The organism is Thalassospira alkalitolerans (genome assembly GCF_002115745.1).
In the GTDB taxonomy this organism is placed as follows: Bacteria; Pseudomonadota; Alphaproteobacteria; order Rhodospirillales; family Thalassospiraceae; genus Thalassospira; species Thalassospira alkalitolerans.
Genome location: NZ_JFKB01000007.1, coordinates 56632 through 73138 on the forward strand (window position 1 = coordinate 56632; position 16507 = coordinate 73138).

Annotated in this window: 17 protein-coding genes; 2 read left to right on the top strand and 15 right to left on the bottom strand. The window is 53.5% G+C overall.

Annotation, left to right across the window (positions count from 1 at the left end):
- Window positions 1-2: 2 nt before the first annotated feature.
- From TALK_RS11430 to TALK_RS11495, 14 genes are read right to left on the bottom strand one after another with little or no spacing between them, the layout of a single operon-like run.
- Window positions 3-641: a DUF3261 domain-containing protein gene (locus TALK_RS11430; RefSeq protein WP_169715008.1), complete on the bottom strand. Its 639-nt coding sequence runs from the start codon at window positions 639-641 to the stop codon at window positions 3-5.
- A complete protein-coding gene (locus TALK_RS11435) occupies window positions 623-1858 on the bottom strand; it encodes an NAD(P)/FAD-dependent oxidoreductase (protein ID WP_085618948.1) in 1236 nt (411 codons plus the stop codon). The genes TALK_RS11430 and TALK_RS11435 overlap by 19 nt, the downstream gene beginning before the upstream one ends.
- Complete coding sequence (locus tag TALK_RS11440) at window positions 1855-4158, bottom strand: MMPL family transporter (protein WP_085618949.1); 2304 nt, start codon at window positions 4156-4158, stop codon at window positions 1855-1857. The genes TALK_RS11435 and TALK_RS11440 overlap by 4 nt, the downstream gene beginning before the upstream one ends.
- Entirely contained in the window at window positions 4158-4793 is a 636-nt protein-coding gene (locus TALK_RS11445; protein ID WP_085618951.1) for a LolA family protein, read from the bottom strand. Before TALK_RS11445 ends, TALK_RS11440 begins: the two co-directional genes overlap by 1 nt.
- Entirely contained in the window at window positions 4790-5197 is a 408-nt protein-coding gene (locus TALK_RS11450; protein WP_085618953.1) for an acyl-CoA thioesterase, read from the bottom strand. Before TALK_RS11450 ends, TALK_RS11445 begins: the two co-directional genes overlap by 4 nt.
- Window positions 5194-6756, bottom strand: coding sequence for an HAL/PAL/TAL family ammonia-lyase (locus TALK_RS11455; protein ID WP_085618955.1), 1563 nt, complete (start codon window positions 6754-6756; stop codon window positions 5194-5196). The genes TALK_RS11450 and TALK_RS11455 overlap by 4 nt, the downstream gene beginning before the upstream one ends.
- Complete coding sequence (locus TALK_RS11460; RefSeq protein WP_085618957.1) at window positions 6749-8485, bottom strand: glycosyltransferase family 2 protein; 1737 nt, start codon at window positions 8483-8485, stop codon at window positions 6749-6751. Before TALK_RS11460 ends, TALK_RS11455 begins: the two co-directional genes overlap by 8 nt.
- Window positions 8482-10173, bottom strand: a complete 1692-nt coding sequence (locus tag TALK_RS11465) for an ApeI family dehydratase (RefSeq protein WP_085618959.1) — start codon at window positions 10171-10173, stop codon at window positions 8482-8484. The genes TALK_RS11460 and TALK_RS11465 overlap by 4 nt, the downstream gene beginning before the upstream one ends.
- The gene (locus tag TALK_RS11470; protein WP_085618961.1) at window positions 10170-10760 is read right to left on the bottom strand and encodes a COG4648 family protein; all 591 of its coding nucleotides are present in this window, start codon (window positions 10758-10760) and stop codon (window positions 10170-10172) included. The genes TALK_RS11465 and TALK_RS11470 overlap by 4 nt, the downstream gene beginning before the upstream one ends.
- Entirely contained in the window at window positions 10741-10989 is a 249-nt protein-coding gene (locus tag TALK_RS11475; RefSeq protein ID WP_085618963.1) for an acyl carrier protein, read from the bottom strand. The genes TALK_RS11470 and TALK_RS11475 overlap by 20 nt, the downstream gene beginning before the upstream one ends.
- Before the next feature lie 2 nt (window positions 10990-10991).
- Window positions 10992-11255 carry a phosphopantetheine-binding protein gene (locus TALK_RS11480; protein WP_085618965.1) on the bottom strand — a complete coding sequence of 88 codons (264 nt, stop codon included), beginning with the start codon at window positions 11253-11255 and terminating at the stop codon, window positions 10992-10994.
- Window positions 11230-12066 carry a lysophospholipid acyltransferase family protein gene (locus tag TALK_RS11485; protein WP_085618967.1) on the bottom strand — a complete coding sequence of 279 codons (837 nt, stop codon included), beginning with the start codon at window positions 12064-12066 and terminating at the stop codon, window positions 11230-11232. Before TALK_RS11485 ends, TALK_RS11480 begins: the two co-directional genes overlap by 26 nt.
- Entirely contained in the window at window positions 12059-12829 is a 771-nt protein-coding gene (locus tag TALK_RS11490; RefSeq protein WP_085618969.1) for a beta-ketoacyl synthase chain length factor, read from the bottom strand. The genes TALK_RS11485 and TALK_RS11490 overlap by 8 nt, the downstream gene beginning before the upstream one ends.
- An 8-nt stretch (window positions 12830-12837) precedes the next feature.
- Window positions 12838-13239: a hypothetical protein gene (locus TALK_RS11495; RefSeq protein WP_085618971.1), complete on the bottom strand. Its 402-nt coding sequence runs from the start codon at window positions 13237-13239 to the stop codon at window positions 12838-12840.
- 255 nt (window positions 13240-13494) lie between these two features.
- Between TALK_RS11495 and TALK_RS11500 the strand changes: the two genes are divergently transcribed.
- Both TALK_RS11500 and TALK_RS11505 read left to right on the top strand, forming a co-directional pair.
- Window positions 13495-13887 (top strand): 4'-phosphopantetheinyl transferase family protein, encoded by a 393-nt coding sequence (locus TALK_RS11500; RefSeq protein WP_085618973.1) that lies wholly within the window; start codon window positions 13495-13497, stop codon window positions 13885-13887.
- A gap of 157 nt (window positions 13888-14044) precedes the next feature.
- Window positions 14045-14782 (top strand): thioesterase II family protein, encoded by a 738-nt coding sequence (locus TALK_RS11505; protein ID WP_139833804.1) that lies wholly within the window; start codon window positions 14045-14047, stop codon window positions 14780-14782.
- Window positions 14783-14823: 41 nt separating this feature from the next.
- On the opposite strand, the gene TALK_RS11510 is transcribed toward TALK_RS11505, so the two are convergent.
- Complete coding sequence (locus tag TALK_RS11510) at window positions 14824-16506, bottom strand: cyclic peptide export ABC transporter (protein ID WP_085618977.1); 1683 nt, start codon at window positions 16504-16506, stop codon at window positions 14824-14826.
- Between the last annotated feature and the right edge of the window lies 1 nt (window position 16507).

A 16507-nucleotide genomic window follows, 5' to 3' on the forward strand; every position in this document is an offset into this window, starting at 1 on the left:
GCTTACGATCCCGTCCGTTTGGAATTGATCGTGATGACATAACCGAATTGTTCATTGCGAAGGGTCGCAATACCGTGCCAGACATCGCGCACCGGCCGTTCAATCCGGGCATAGGCGCGGCCATTGTTATTCAGACGAATGATCCGTTCGCCCATGGTTTGATTGACCGACATATTATCGGGCAGGGAACCTTCCAGCACGTCTTTGGGCCAGTAAACCATGATGATATCAGCAAGCAGGCGTTTGGCATCAAGGCTGGCAGGAAGCCAGTCCGCTGATTGCACCGATAGCGCATCAACCGTCCAGTCGATATCAATCGCCCGGCGACCCAGATCGTCAAGCATGACGATACGGGCATGATCGCGTTCGATTGTTATGCGGGCCTGAAAAATGCCTTGTCCGGTTTCAGTGCCATCTTTCCAATTGGCGCGAACCTGTTGGGTGACATCAATGGTTTCATCGCTGTCCCATGGTTCGTCGGGCAGGGTGAATTCCGAACCCGGGTCAAGCATCACGGTTTGTGTCTGGCCCGGTGCAAAGATATTTGGCATCGACATTTCGGGCATGTGGATACTGTCGCAGGCGGTAAGCCCGGCGGCAAGGATGCTTGCGAAAAGGGTTCTTATAATGATGGCGCGCATAGATCGTGCAACATTTCCAGATAACGCTCGGTCTTGTCGACCAGCGGGTTTTCGATGTTCCATGCATATCCTGCAAGGATCGAAACGACCATACGTTTCAGTTGTGAATCATCATCGGGCTGATTGAAAATAATCGCCTGTAGACGTCCATCGTACCAAGCATCGACATAGGACCGGAACGTATCGACACCTTTTGACAACGGTTCGGCAAAATCCTTGTTCCAGTCAATCGATTGTCCCCTGTGTCGATTGATCAGAACACTGGCGGCCATTTCGGCCGATTGCATGGCAATGGTAACCCCAGATGAAAACACCGGATCAAGGAACCCGGCCGAATTCCCCAACAAGACATAACCATCGCCATGAAGTTTTTCCGATTGTGCGCTGTATCCGGCAATCGATGCCAGTTCACGGATCGGTTCGGCATTTATCAACAAACTTCCAAGTCGCGTATCATCGATCAGTCGTTTGAAAATATCCTGATCGGTCATTCCGACAAATGCCGGGTCGTTATCGGGATAGATAACCCCAACGGATGCTGTGCCATCGGAAAACGGGATCAGCCAGTACCAGATTTCATGCCGGGTCGGGTGCACAGTGATCAGGATTTTTTCGCGGTCATAACCCGGATCACTGATGCGATCGCGCATATGGGTGAACAGTGCACGGCGTTCGATGGATTTATCGGCACGGGCAAGGCCGAGCATGCGGGGCAGTACCCGGCCATACCCGCTGGCATCGACAACGAAACCGGCGCGAAGTTCGCCCGGTTTGCCATCTGCATCCTCAAAGCCAAGGCTGCAATGGCCATCGGAAAGATTTGCCGATGTCACTTTGTGCCCGAACCGGATATCGACCCCGGCACGTGCAGTTTCATCGGCCAAAATTTGATCAAATTGGGCCCGCTGGACCTGAAACGTTGTGCCCCAGCCCGTTCGTTCGAAATTCTCGCGAAAATCAATCGACATGTATTGATCTGCACATTCGAAAACGGCACCGTTTTTAAACTGGAAACCGGCGGCCTCAACCGCGGGCAGCAGGTTTGCGCGTTCCAGCACATTCATGCAATTGGGCAGCAGGCTTTCACCGATGACAAAGCGTGGAAAGGTCTGTGCTTCCAGCACTGTAACGGCAAGCCCGGCATCATGAAGGAATTTGGCAACCACCGACCCGGCCGGGCCCGCCCCAATGACGGCGATATCGCATTCTGCTTTCACGGGGTGTTTCCTTGTTCATGATCGGGAGCTGTCATCCAAAAGGCCAGAAACCACGCGCCGACTAGACCAATGGCAATGACCGAACCAATGTCGCGGACCAGTGGTACCGAACTGCTGGCGAGAAGACCAAAGGCAAGAACGCTACTGATCAGGGACAACAAGACCGCAAGTCTTGTATCGTCGTCATGGTTGCTATTGCGGCTTTCGGCCAGAAACAGCACATAATCCGCCCCGATGGCAAAGACTAGAAACAGTGCCATGGTGGTAAAGAAGCTTTGCGGTATCCCGAAAAGATATCCGCCGATCACAGCAATCAGGATCGCGCCTGCGGGGGCGGCAAAAATGCAAATGCCGCTGCGAAGCCCGTATCGCGAAACCGCAAGGATGGCAGCAATGCAAAGCGCGCCGCCAAGTGCCACCCACGCCCAAAAATGATATTGGGAAAACTGCGCGCTGATGGCGTCTGCCGGGTCGATCAAGGTGACAGGATTGATTGGGGCAATTGCCGCACGAATGGCATCAATATCCATGACATTGCGAAGTCGAATGATGTCCGAATTTCCAGAATGCAGGCGATCAATTTCTGGCAGGATCATTGTGGCCCTTTCATCGGGCACAAGGTAATCCGCCGACATCGTCGGGGCGGTGATATTGACCGGTAATTGATCGGACAGGGCCGCGCCAAAACGGTCATAGAGTTCGTGTGTGACCAGCAGCCGGTTTTCTTCCTGTCGGGCGATGGACGGGATCAAATCTGAAAGCCCAATCAAGCCGCCAAGACGGTTGTCATTTATCAGGGGCGATAGGGCATGACGCACCGCTTCGCCGGTTTGCAGGCGGCTTTGGGCATTGTCGCCATCAATACGCAGGAAGGTGGAACTTCCACCTAACCCCAGAATATCGGCGATCTCGCGCGCATCGGAAATCAGGGTATCATTGCCATGGCCGAATTGGCGAATATCATTATTACCGGGGATCAGCGCGGCTGCCAGGACAAGCCCGATGATGATCACCGTGCTTGCGATCAACCGTGTGGGGCGTGTGGAAAAGGTCCTGTTAAGGCCTATTTGAAGCAGGTCATGTAATTTGCGGATTGGCGAGGATGCCCGTACATCGCGCGCCGGAACCAGCGGCAACAGGAACAGGACCGAACAATAAGCCGCGATCAACCCCACCACCGAATAGACGGCAATCTGGGCCAGTAATTGCGTTGGGCTAAGTGATAATGCGCTAAAGCCGATGACAGATGTCAAAAGGCCAAGGCTGAGGCCCGGTTTGATTTTGCGCAATCTGTCACGTGGTGATCCATCCGACGTGCGCAGGACAAGGAAATGCAGGGCATAATCGACCGAAATGCCGATCATGCTGGCACCAAAAACCAGCGCGATCACATGAATGGTCGGAAAAATCAGGATGACGGCGGCAAGTCCGGCGATAAGTCCGCTGCCAACGACCAGCAAGGCCCCCAAAAGCGGTATCGGTGAATAAAACACCAACCCGATCATAATCAGGATGCCAATGGTGGCGATGATCGCGATGCGCTGGACATCGGCTTTGGCGCGGGTTGCCTCGGCCTGGGCAAAAAAGATCTGCCCGGTTTTGGCTGTGGTCAGATCGGGTGTCATATCCTTGATCGATTGCAGGGCGGCCTTGGCACCCTTGACCCATCGCGGATCGGTGCCGGTGCTGCGTAAGTCAGCAGACAGAGTGGCCATCACCGGCAGATAAAAGCGCCCGCCGCGTGCGATCACATCATTGCCGGAACCAAGCTTTGACCCAAGGTCCGATAGAAACACGGGCAACAGGGCAAACGGGTCCTGTTTTAGCGATTGGCTGCTCAGTGTTGTTGCCGGGGAATAAAGGTTCTGGATGGCCCGACGATACAGCGCGTCGCCGTCACCATTGGTCAATCGGGTATGATCCGATTGTGATAAAAGTCCATTGGCATAGGGACCATAAAGCGCCATCAGATCGGCAAAGCGGTCATTGTTGCGACCGGGCAGGGTAATGTTTTGTGTGCCATCCATCGCCGCAATCTTATCGGCGAATTCGCTGGCCGCTTTTTCAAGTGTATCGCGTTCTGGATGCGACAGCATGAAAATCGCCTGCTGGCTATCACGTGCCAGAAGGTGGCGGACGGTTTCAATATTGCTTTTCGGTTTGTCCGGATCGGTGTTTTCCCGCCCGATCAGCGACAGGAAATCAGCATCAATCCCGGTGAACCCGCCGTGCAACTGCCATCCGGCGAAGGTCGCCATTAAAATCAGGCAAAATGCCCAGATGGATGCCCGCAATGCCATTACTTGACCGTTCCTGTCAAAAGGGCGGCAAATTCCGGCGGCAAGGGAAGGTTGCCTAGGCCCTGATCGGCAAGGATGATGTCGTCATGATCATCGGATGGTTTTTCAAGTTGGATGGTTTGGACATAATCGTTGCCGGTTGCGGTGATTTTGGTGATCTGGCTTGCAATCGCGGTGTTATCTTTTGGGGTCAGGATTATTTGCCAGGCATTATCGGCGGTCGTGCTTTTGGTGATGTCAAAGCGTTGTTCAAGCGGTTGCCAGTTTCCGGCAAGCACGGCGGAAATCAGTTCGACAAACTGGCGAAACTGATCACCACGGGCAAGTGCATCACGGTTGCCCTGATCATCAATCCGGGTGATGCCGTGATCATCCAGAACCGTTGTGCCGGGGAACGGGTCAAGGGTGCGCCAGACAAGCCCCGTGGTCGGGGACAGGATAAAGTCACCGTTTGATCTTAGCGGTTTGTCAAAACCGGCTAGATAGCGTTCCATGGTGAAACTGCCGCGCAGATATTGGTCCTGATTGATCTTTGCCGGGGGCGTGATTTCGGTCGCCCATGCACAACTGAACACGCCCGCGCCAAATAGGGCGGCCATCATTCCAGATGCGATCAGGCGGCGAAGCAGGGTCAAGAAAGGGCCTCTATCTTTTCGATGAAGAAATCGGGACTGCGATACAGCATTTCACCGCTGCTTTTTTCCACCGCGACCTGAATGGTAAAGCCCTTGGTTAATTTTTCACCGGTTTTGGTGTCGCGGACCAAATAGTCGATTTTCAGGCGGTTTTCATATTCGCGAAGCGTCGCGATAATGGTGATGTTCTGCCCAAAGCTGCAGGGACGGATATATTTGACCCGCATATCGACAATCGGCCAGACATAGCCCGATGCATCCATTTGCGGATAATTGTAATCGACCTTATCAAGCAGGGCACAGCGGGCATTTTCAAAGAACTGCACGTAATTGCCGTGCCAAACCACATTCATTGGATCAAGGTGATAGAATTGAACGGTTTCTGTGATGGACGCATTGATCATGATGCGATATCCTCGCCATAAAGCGCCCAGTGACGGCCCTGAATACGATCGACAAGCAGACGCAATGTGCCTTCAAGCGGTTGGTCTTCGGCGATAAACGGGATGTCGCGGCCAAGCGCATCAAGAAACGTTGTCAGGTCATTGCCAAGCTGGGCATCCCGGATTTCACCATTTTTCAGGCGCAGTGTGATGGCCTGTTTGACGGCGATCAGATTGGCGGCCGCGACCTGTTCGGTCAGTTGCAGGATGCGCAGGCAATCACGTGCGGCAATCGTCCCCATACTAACCTTGTCCTGATTATGACATTCGGTCGAGCGCGAGAAAACGCTGGCAGGCATGGTGTTTTTAAGTGCCTCGGCCGTCCAGGCTGATACACCGATTTGCACCGCTTTAAGCCCGTGATTGATTGATGCCCGATCCGCATCCGACCCTGACAGGTTTGATGGCAAGCCATGATTGAATTTGGTATCGACCAAAAGCGCCATTTGCCGATCCATCAAATCGGCCAGATTGGCAATCAGGGTTTTCATCCCGTCGGCAACAAAGGCAACATGCCCACCATAGAAATGCCCGCCATGCAGGATGGTTTCGCCTTCGATGTCGATCAGGGGATTGTCATTTGCGCTGTTAAGTTCGGTTTCAAGTGTGGTTCGGAATGTCGGCATCATGTCGGCCAGAACACCGATGACATGTGGCGCACAGCGTAGCGAATATCGATCCTGCAATCGGGCGGGGGTGTAATTTGCGCCAAGATCGGCAAGGTCGCCTTCGATAAAGGCGGCGATGCGGGCCTGGCCCGGATGGGGTTTGGCGGCAAACAGGCGTTTGTCAAAATGCGCGGGATTGCCCAGCAATCCGATGGATGCCAGTGATGTGATGCGCGCGGTCAGACGGCACAGGTAATCGGCTCGCACGAATGCCTGACACATCATGGCGGTCATTACGGATGTACCATTCATGATTGCAAGGGCTTCTTTGGGGCGCAAGGTTAACGGCGTTAACCCGGCTTTTGACAGGGCGTCTTCGGCGGTGGTTTTTTCACCGCGATACAAGACATCGCGTTCCCCGATCAAGGCGGCGGCAACATAGGAAAGCGGGGTCAGATCACCACTGGCGCCAACCGATCCTTCTTCGGGGATCAAAGGCGTGATGTTATGTTCAAGAAGGCCTGATAACTGGCGCAAAAGGTTAAGACTGACGCCGGAATATCCAGTGCAAAGCGATGCCAGCCGCACGGCCAGAACCGCACGTGCCTGATTGGCGCTTAGTAAATTGCCAAGGCCGCAACCGTGAAACCGGCTGAGATGCAGGGGCAGTTCGGCCACCAGTTCCGGCGGGACGCGGCGCGAAACAGAATCACCATAGCCCGTAGTCACCCCGTAAATATGGCCGTGATCGCGCAACTCGCGGTCAAGGAAATCAGCACCGGCCTGAATGCGGGTGGTGAATTCCGGGGCAGATGACAGGACGGGCATAGCGCGCTGTTCGGCCAGTGCAACGATATCTTCGATGCGCAGGTTTTCTTCGCCAAACAGAACATTGGTGCAACTGTTATTCATTGTCGTCCTTTTTCGTCGCCCAGAAGTCATAGAAATTGAACCATTGCAGCGGTTTTGTCACAACAAGCTTTTCCAGCCAACTTGCATACTGACCGGCATATTCGGTGATTTTCCCAACCCGGTCCTTGCGTGGCAGAATGATTTGATCTGCCAGTTTGTTCCAGACGATTTCAAACCGTTTGCCTGTACGCCATGCCGCGACCATGTAAACCGGGCATTGCAGAAGATAGGCCAGAATAAAGGGTCCTTGCGGGAATGGGGCCGGTTCCCCCAAAAATGGGGCCAGTACCGATTTGTCGCGTGCGCCAATGGCAACACGGTCGGCTGCGATCACGATCCATTCGCCGCGTTCTACCTTTTCTCGCAGCAATATGGCGGTGTCCGGGCCGATATCGGTGACTTCGATCAGGTCGACCTGACTTTCGGGCGCTAGTTTTTGCAAAACCCGGCCAAACCGGGCGGCATTTTTCTGATGCAAAAGCACATTGATGCGGAAATTGCGATCCCGGCTGGCAATGGCCCGGACCAGTTCGACATTGCCGAAATGCGATACGAACAAAACAGCCGCCTTATCGCGCGGGATATAGGAAAACAGGCTGTCGGCGCGATCAGGAAGATCAAGATCGTCGATCTTCATTTCCCCGCACCATGCAGCGATTTTATCCAATGCGCTTTCGCCGAAATTCATGAAATGACGGAAACTGTCGCGCCATGTCGGTTTCGGGCTATTGTTGATTTTGGCAATTCGGGTCAGGAAATCCTGCGATGCGTCGCGTGCGGAACGCCCTGTTATGAAGAAATAGGTGATTATCGGAAACATGAAAATCATACACAACCTGCGCCCGCCAAGACGATAGACCATGCCAAGAAACCGCATGCCCCAATAGATCCCGCGTTCATCGATTTCGGCCCAGTGGCGCGCATTCGGATTGGCATCACGGGCGAAGGATAAGGGCGATGGGGATGAAGAAGATGGCTTTGCGCCAAACCGCCCGCCACGCAGGGCAAAGCCCGGCAATCGGGCCAACATGCCAAAAAACAGGCGTGTATGCATCCAACTGATCAGGACATTGTCATTCCACAGGCGGAAGTTGGAAATATTGCCGTCGGGATAGGTGACCTTGGTTGGAATATGAATGATTGGCACCCCGCGCCAGTAAAGCCGCACCATCAGTTCGGTATCGAAATCCATTTTGTGCCCGGCACCTTCATCGCGCCAGACGCCAAGGCTTTGAGTGATTGGATAAACGCGAAAGCCACACATGCTGTCGCGGATATGAAGTGATAATGTTTCGATCCAGACCCATACATGGGTGACCCAGCGGCCAATCTTGCGCCCGGTCGGGATGCTGTCGTCATAGATCGGCAGTCCGGTAACAAGGGCATCGGGATTTTGATGTGCGGCATCAATCATGTCATTGAGCCGGTCAAGGTCATGTTGACCATCGGCATCAATCTGGATTGCGTGGGTAAAACCGGCGCGGTTTGCCATTGTCATGCCGATCATGACGGCAATACCCTTGCCACCATTTTCATCAAGCCGCCAACAGGTGACGCCGTTTTCGGGATCATGCAGGGCGGCCACAACGTCGCGTGTTTCCCCGTCTGAACCGTCATCGATGATAAAGATCGGCAGGTCATGTTCGCGAAGGTGTTTTACCACGTCGGCAAGGACGCGGTGATGATTATGGGTCGGAACGACAGCACAGATTTTCATGGCATTATTCATGCGGTTTCACCGCGCCATTTCAGAATGCCCGAACTGTGATCGCCCTCAGAACTTGAATGATATCGGAATCGTACCTTTGCCCCGGCCCGGTCACAGGTAAGCTCCAGCGTTACATTTGTTCCGGGTGTAATCGGTTTGCGATATTTAAGTTGTGTGACTTCACCAAGTGTTACCGGGACTTTGAAAATCATCGCCGCCTGTGTGACCGCCCAATGCAATTGCACAACGCCGGGCAGGATCGGCATATCGGGGAAATGTCCGCGGAAATAAATCAGGTCGCCCGGCAGGTGAAGTGTCAGGCTGGCAGTATCTCCATCATGCGTATTGGCGATGATTTCCGGATTTTCTGGTGCGGGATCAGCGAATAGAGCGCGCAACAGGTGCAGCGGACGTTTGCCCTGAGTGTCAGAAGGCAGTTGATCGACAAAGCGCCAACGTTGCGGCAGGGCGGCGTCATCTTCGTACTGTGCGATTTCGCGGCGCAACTGACGCCCCATGCGGAACTTGCCAACATTGGCCAGCATATCTTTGCCGGTTTTGCTTAGAACCGCAATTACGCCAAGGCGCCGATCATGATCGTCCGGGATCAGGGCGATGGCATCCTCGACCAGATCACAATTGCGCAGATGGCCTTCGACAGCGCCAAGCGAGATACGCTTGCCTTCGATTTTGACCACCCGATCGGCCCGTCCGCGAAGTGTGAAACCGCCGGTATCCTTGTTGATTTCGGCGAAATCTTCGGTTTGATACCAGTCATCCCCGGCGATATGTTCGGCGCGGACACGAAGACATCCGGCATCGTTTTTGCTGGTCTCAACACCGGGTAGGGGGTGCCAGATGCTGTCGGCATCTATCTGTTGTCGATAGGCAATGCCGCCGGTTTCCGTGCTGCCATAAATCTCGGTCGGGCAGGTGCCTAGCATTGTGGTGGTTTCGTGCGCAGCCGCCGGATCAAGCGGCCCTCCGGATGAAAAAATGATCGACGGACGCGCGACATCTGCAAGGTCAGGATGCAGGTTTTTAAGGTGTGCCGGGCTGGCGATCAAAACATCACCAGTGCGAAGATCACCTTGCATCATTTCCCAATAGGGGGCCGGATCGGCGGTGAAAATACGGTGGCTGATCACAGGCCAGATAATGCGAAATATCAGGCCATAGATATGCTGATGCGATACCAGTCCGACGATGCGTGCACCTGCCGGAATGTGGTTTTGCCACAGGGGTTCTTGAACCCGTATTTCGGCCTCTATCTGGGTCAGCGTTTTATGAACCGGTTTGGGTGTTCCGGTCGACCCTGATGTAAAGAAGACGGCCTTGCAGTTGACCGGATTTGGCAATATGTCGGTCGGACTTGGCTTGATTGCCGGGGGCGGGGTGTTCAGTCTTGCAAGGATCGCGGCGTCATCAAGATACAGGTCAAACTGATCGGCAATACCATCGAGATAGGCCGGGCGATCTGTGGCCGGAAAAATCACAATGGCACCACCACGCCATATTGCGGTGATGGCAATCAGAAACAGGCGTGCTGATTGGCAATGGATAGCGATCCGGCCATTTTGGGGGAGTTGCGGGTATAAGCGATCAATATCGGTGCGCAGGTCACCAACGCAATATTCACGCCCGCCTTCGATGCAAAGGGCCGTATTTGCATTTTGGGGGTGATACAGGTTTTCAATAAAACCGGTCATGTGTTCTCTTTGATATTGCGGTCATGACGCGCACGCAGGATGCGGCGGATTGGCCATTCGCCGACAAACAGGGTGGCGATCAGAAGATAAGAAATCAGACCATTATAAAGCGTCCATGTTTCGAGGCTGGCATAAAGTGCTGTCCAGCTCGCAATGGCGGCATTGGCAATGAAAAATCCGATCCAGACCTTGGTCAGGATGCGGGTATAGCCAATTGCATAGTCATCCAGATCGGGTGTTTTCATCCGGGCAAAACGTTCAATCATCGGAGCCTTTGAAAACAGCGTGACGGTAAAAACAGTCGCCAGTGTCAGGTTGACGATCACCGGGTAAAATTGGATTGCGACCATGTCGCTGGCAATCCCGGCCAGCGCCAGAATAAGCGCAACCAGCAAGGTCAACCCGGCCGCATCATAACGCCGGACTGCGGCAAACATCGCGGCCCGCAGGATCACTAAAAACAGGGCGATGATCAAAATGACCCGCGGGGAAAAAGCCGATAGCCCAAAATAGACCAGAACCGGATAGGTCACACCCAGTATGGCAAGCAGAATGGACGTGATTCGCTTAGGAACTGACCAGGACATGGATCTTCTCGACGACATCGTCGACAGTGCGGACAGACCGAAATTCCATGGCCGGAATTTTCTTGCCGGTGATTTCCTGGAATTTCACGATCAGATCGACGGCATCAATACTGTCAAGATCAAGGTCTTCGAACAGGCGTGCGTCGGGGGTGATGTTTTCAGCCGGTACTTCGAAAAGTTCGACCAGATAATCGTGAAGCTGCTGATAAACGTCTTCGCGGCTGTGCATGATTACCCTTCCCTGCCGGATGCGTGAATGAATTTCGCCAGATTGCGAACAGATGCGAAATGGGTTTTCACGTCTTCGTTCTTGGCATCGATGCGCACGTCGTATTTTTTCTGAAGCGCGACGCCAAGTTCAAGGGCATCAATCGAATCAAGTCCAAGCCCGTCAACAAACAGGGCTTCTTCGCTGTCGATATCATCGACGTTTACGTCTTCGAGATTAAGCGTCTCGATAATAAATGCTTTAAGTTCTGTTTCCAGCGAAGTCATACGTCAGTTTATCCAGAAAATAGTCTTTGATGATCCGGGTCACGGATCGCGCCAGTTTGGCACGTGTCAGCGTCGGATCAGCAATGTCCCCAAATGATAGCGGTGCATCAACCACCAACCGATAACGGATTTTCGACGGCGGAATGCGATACCACGGTACCCCTTTTTTCAAGGTATCGTGATTACAGTGCACAACCACAGGAATCAAGTCGGCATGCGTTTCTATCGCGATATTAGCAACGCCGCGTTGCAATTGGCCAAGCTTGCGCCGGCTTGGTGTGCGTGTGCCCTCGGGGAAAATCATGATGCAGGCACCTGATCCCAAATGTGCGCTGGCCTGCGAAATCAGGTTTTCCGGATTATCGTCATTGCGGATGAAACCGGCGGCACGCACAACACCGGCCATGAACGGGTTGCGAAACAGCTCGTGTTTGACCACGCATTGACAGCGGTCCATCTGGGCCAGGATCATGACAACATCAAGCAATGTCGGATGATTGGCAATGATCAGCGCGCCGCGCGCCGCGCGCAATTGTTCGATGTTTTCCGTTCGGGCCTCGGCAACGCCAGTGACATCAAGCAACCAAACAAAAATGCGAAAGCCGCGGCAAATAACAAGTTGGGCGTATTTGCGCCGTTTTTCCCGGTTTTGCAGGATGATCATCATGGCCGGAAAGATCGTGATTGCCATCAGAACACCGCCCAGCCCAAAGCTGCAAAAGGCAAATCCCGTCGCAAAAAGCCGCCAGTACCAGTTTAACCCCTTGCGTGGGGGCGTTGCTTTTTTTTGATCAATCTGGCGTTTAGTCATGCTGGGTCATCAGCCATCCACCTGTTTTACCCGCAAGTTCCACTTCGTACTTTGGTTCCGGTTTTAAATCCGGGGCCATCGCGCCAAGGAAATTGGCAATCTGGCGGGCCTGCTGATGGGGGGGGGCTTTATCATCGCGTTTTGACATGGCTTTGAAGGCTAATTGGTTTTTTGCGGGTTCATCATCGCCAAGCGGGCAAAAGCGCATGGCAAGTGCAATTCCGGAAATATCGGCTGGGTCGATATCGGCATAAATTTCAGGAAGTGGCAGATCGACATAACACAGAACCACGGGGCCATTGTGATCGGCAAGCTGGCATAATGTTTCGGTCAGGCCTGAAATCAGGCTATCGGCACCAGCGGCAATTGCCGTGTGGCTTTGGGTGATTGACCAGTTAATTGATGCGATCCCTACCAGTGCATTGTGAACTGACATGCTGAAATTTGCCGGGGACAGAATTTCGTCGGTTGCGACTTGATGCAAAAGTTTCAGGGTTCTGTCGATATTGCCATGCCGCGAGGCAAAAACGATATGCGGATTATCATCGGTAACAAGCACCTTGCCGAGTACTTCGGCGGCAGCGCGACCATAAAGATCAAGCCGCCGCCGCCAGGCAGGTTTCAGGCTGCGCGCCAGATTGGCACTGGTCATGTCGTCAATCGTGTCGGTACGGGCATTGGGCGTTCCGGTTTTCAGGATCGCGTGATTATCGCGGTCTTCCCAGAATGCCCAATGTGAAATCCGGGCGTGCAGCAGCGTCATGTAAAACCTTAGTTGGCAAGTGTGGCGCGCGCCGACACTTCACGCAAAATATCCTGTCGCAGGTTGTTGACCCAGCGATTGTAATTATAATGGATCGAAGTGCCATTATAATCCAGGTTGGAGCTGTCAACATAGGCAATCGAGAAGGCCGATTGGTCAAAATCGATCTTGACCTTGGCGACATGGGTGCGCGGGGAATAGGTCGCAATCAGTTCGCCATCGGATTTGTGCTGAACGATCCATTGCCGGTCACCTGCGGCTTTGATGATGCTTTCTTCGATCTGTGCCATGCTGAGTTTCGTAACATCAGCGGGAAAGGGCTGACTGGTGACGTTCTGAACCGGGACGGTGCGGCATGCTGCCACGACAAGGGTTAGCAAACCGATGACGGCAAATTTCAAACTGCGCATATCCAACCTACCTTGTGTTGATATTATTCATGTGATCGGCAAGGATCATCTTGCTCGAACCGGGTTGATGCCTTTGGTTTAATTAATTCGCCATCACCGACACAACCAAAAATTGCTAGGTTAATGAAAAATTCTGCACCTCCTGAAATTCAAACGGCTTATGACGGTACAGTATTTTGGTGCTGGCAACAGGTCACGAATTTACAAGGCGGCCGGGCAGAACGGCGACGGAAAAGTTCAAAGCAGGGCTGGAAAATGCTGGGCGATCTTGGCCGTCGCATTTGGGTCGGTGTTGACATTGAAACTGTTCGCGAAGCATCAGGGCGCTCTGTTGTGGTTTGCAACGGTGTGAGGTATTGCGCAAGTATCAGCCACAGTCGTGATCTGGTCGCGGTCGCCATTTCGACCCGCCCCGGGGGAATGATCGGTATTGATATCGAATATCGTGATCCAAATCGTGACATCGATGCATTGTCGCGCTGGTTGTTTGATGGCGATGCAAATGGTCGGGATTTTTATCAGGGCTGGTGTAACTACGAAGCCGCCTTTAAGGCAACCGGCCAAACCGATCCGGTTGCGCAATCACAGGCCGAGGTGATTGCCATTGCCACGATGGATGAATTTTCGGGTTCACTGGCTCGGATCTAAGGTCAGCGTCGGATGCCATCTGATTGATCGCATCATATGTGCAAGCTAACCTTGCAGGGATTAGAGGACTGATGTTGCACAGAATTATCCGGGCACGTAATCTGTGCCCGGTAATGATTGTCAGGCCATCCTTTTGACCCCAAGCACATCGGATATCATGACGAAAAATGTCTGGGTAAATAACCATGTTACTGCGCAGGCCCGGTTGCGGCTGTTTTGTTTTCCGTTTGCCGGGGGCGGCGGGCTGGCCTATCGGCCCTGGTTGACGCAATTTCCATCTGATGTTGATGTGATCCCCGTCAGTTTGCCGGGGCGCGAGCAGCGGTTTGGCGATCCGGTGATTGATGATCTTGCCACTATGGTTGCGGCCCTTGCCAATGGTTTGAAAAACTGTCTTGATCGACCGTTTGCCTTTTTCGGCTATTCGATGGGGGCCTTGATTGCCCATCATCTTGCCTGCCATCTGCAACAATCGGGGCAGGCGGTGCCGATGCATCTGTTTGTCGCTGCCCGGCGCGGGCCGACGATATCCGGGCACAGGCCGCCGCTTCATGGATTGCCCTCTGATGCGTTTTGGCAGGGGATTGCCCATTACGGTGGTACACCGCGCGAGATTTTGGACAACGCTGAATATCGCGATTTGTTTGAACCCAACCTGCGGGCAGATTTCAAACTTTCCGAAACCGCCATATCATTGGGATTGCCCGTGCTATCTTGCCCCATTACGGCCTTTGGCGGGGCAGATGACCCCAATCCGGTGCCCATCGAACTGGATGACTGGGCGACGGCGACAGGGGGTGAATTTGCCAAGCATATCCTGCCGGGCGGGCATTTCTTTTTGCGCGATGCCGGGGATGATATTATCTATACCGTCAAGAATGCCTTGCTGGATTAGGTTCTGATCCGGGCTGTTCCGTTTCTGTCCGTTCCGTATCTTCAGGCCGATGCCCCGGCACGTCCGTCGATAAATTCACCGTCCCGCACATGATAAATTCGGTCTGCCTGATCAAACCATCGATCATCATGGGTTACACAAATGATGATCTTGCCCTGATCGCGAAGCGCAGGCAGGATTTTTTCATAGAACACAGACCGAAAATGCGGGTCCTGATCCGCCGCCCATTCATCCAGAACCAGAATGGGCTTTTCTTCCAACTGGGCGGCAATCAGGGCCAGTCGCTTGCGCTGTCCCTGCGAAAGGGCGGTTGTTGAAAATGCCCGCCCATCAAGGTCAACCTTGTCCTCGATCTCCATTTGCGCCAGCAACATCTTGACGCGGTCAGCATCAATTGTGTCGATGCCGTAAAGTTCGCGAAACAGATGGTAATCGGAAAGTACGGTCGCGAATTGATCGCGGTATTGCTGCAAGGCATTTGTCGGGATCGGGCAGTCATTGACCGAAATCGTCCCGCTGGCAACCGGGCGCAAACCGATTAACAGTGCAATGATGGTTGATTTTCCGGCTCCGTTGCCGCCAGTGATAAAGGTAATTTCACCCTTGTGAAACACGGCATTGATCGGGCCAACGGCAAAGCCCGGGCTGTCGGATGTGCCGGGATAGGCAAAGCGAATATCACGCAAGGCAAGTTCGTTGATATTGCCAAGGGCGGTTTGCAATTTCGCGGTGGCCTGTTTGGCTTTGTCGGTGGCAGGGGGGATTTTTGCATCGTGATCTTGGTGTTGGCCAAGGGCATCTTCAAGTTGATGGTCAATGTCATTGATCTTGCGAAGTGCAACATCGGCATCGCCAAAGCTTGGTACAGATGCCACCGCTGCACCGATCGGGCCGATCATAAACAGGGCCGCTGTGGTGGTCTGTACGGCAACATCGTGATAGTCGGATGTAAAGATCGGAATGATAAACACCATCGCCGCCATCATGCCGTAAAATGCCAGTTGGATCAGGGCGAACTCACGCGACCACTGTGCCTTGACGGTTGATTTGGTATCACGCGCCCGGGTCGAACGATCATCAAGCCCCTTGATCAGCGCATCCCGGCGCTGACTGTTCATCTTGACTTCCTTAAAGCCCTGCAAAAGGTCGGTAAGGCCGCCAAACAAAAGGTTTTCGTCTTCAACCGCCGCCCGTGTCGCGGCATTGATGCGTCGGATACGTTGCAGGTGGATGGTCGAGACAACAATTGCCAGAACTGTAATCATCACAAAGGCAAAGGTCGACAGCCAGGCAAGATATACTGACACACAAATCAGCAGAACCACTTGCTGCACACCGTTCAGCATTAAGGGCAAGGCGCCGGATACGGTCTGCATTTCCTGTGTCAGCGCGGCTTGCACCGTGCCCTGGCCAACTTTGGCAAGGGTATCGGGGCCTGCCTTGCGTACACTGTCAAAAATTCTGAGCCGAAGTTCGTGCAGGATATGCTCGACCTCGGTGGCGATCATGTCGCTGGATTTCTTTTGTGCCCAGATATACCCGATCAGCGACAGCCCCATCATGGCCAAAAGCCGCATGCTTGCTTCGCCGTTTTCGGCCTGTTCGGTCGCCATATTGACGATAACCAGAACCATGGTGGTCGCAATCGATGCCAGCGATAATAAGGCAACAGCCAGTCGTAAATCGCTTCGGCTTTGGGATCGCAGAAGATCAAGAAGCAACATG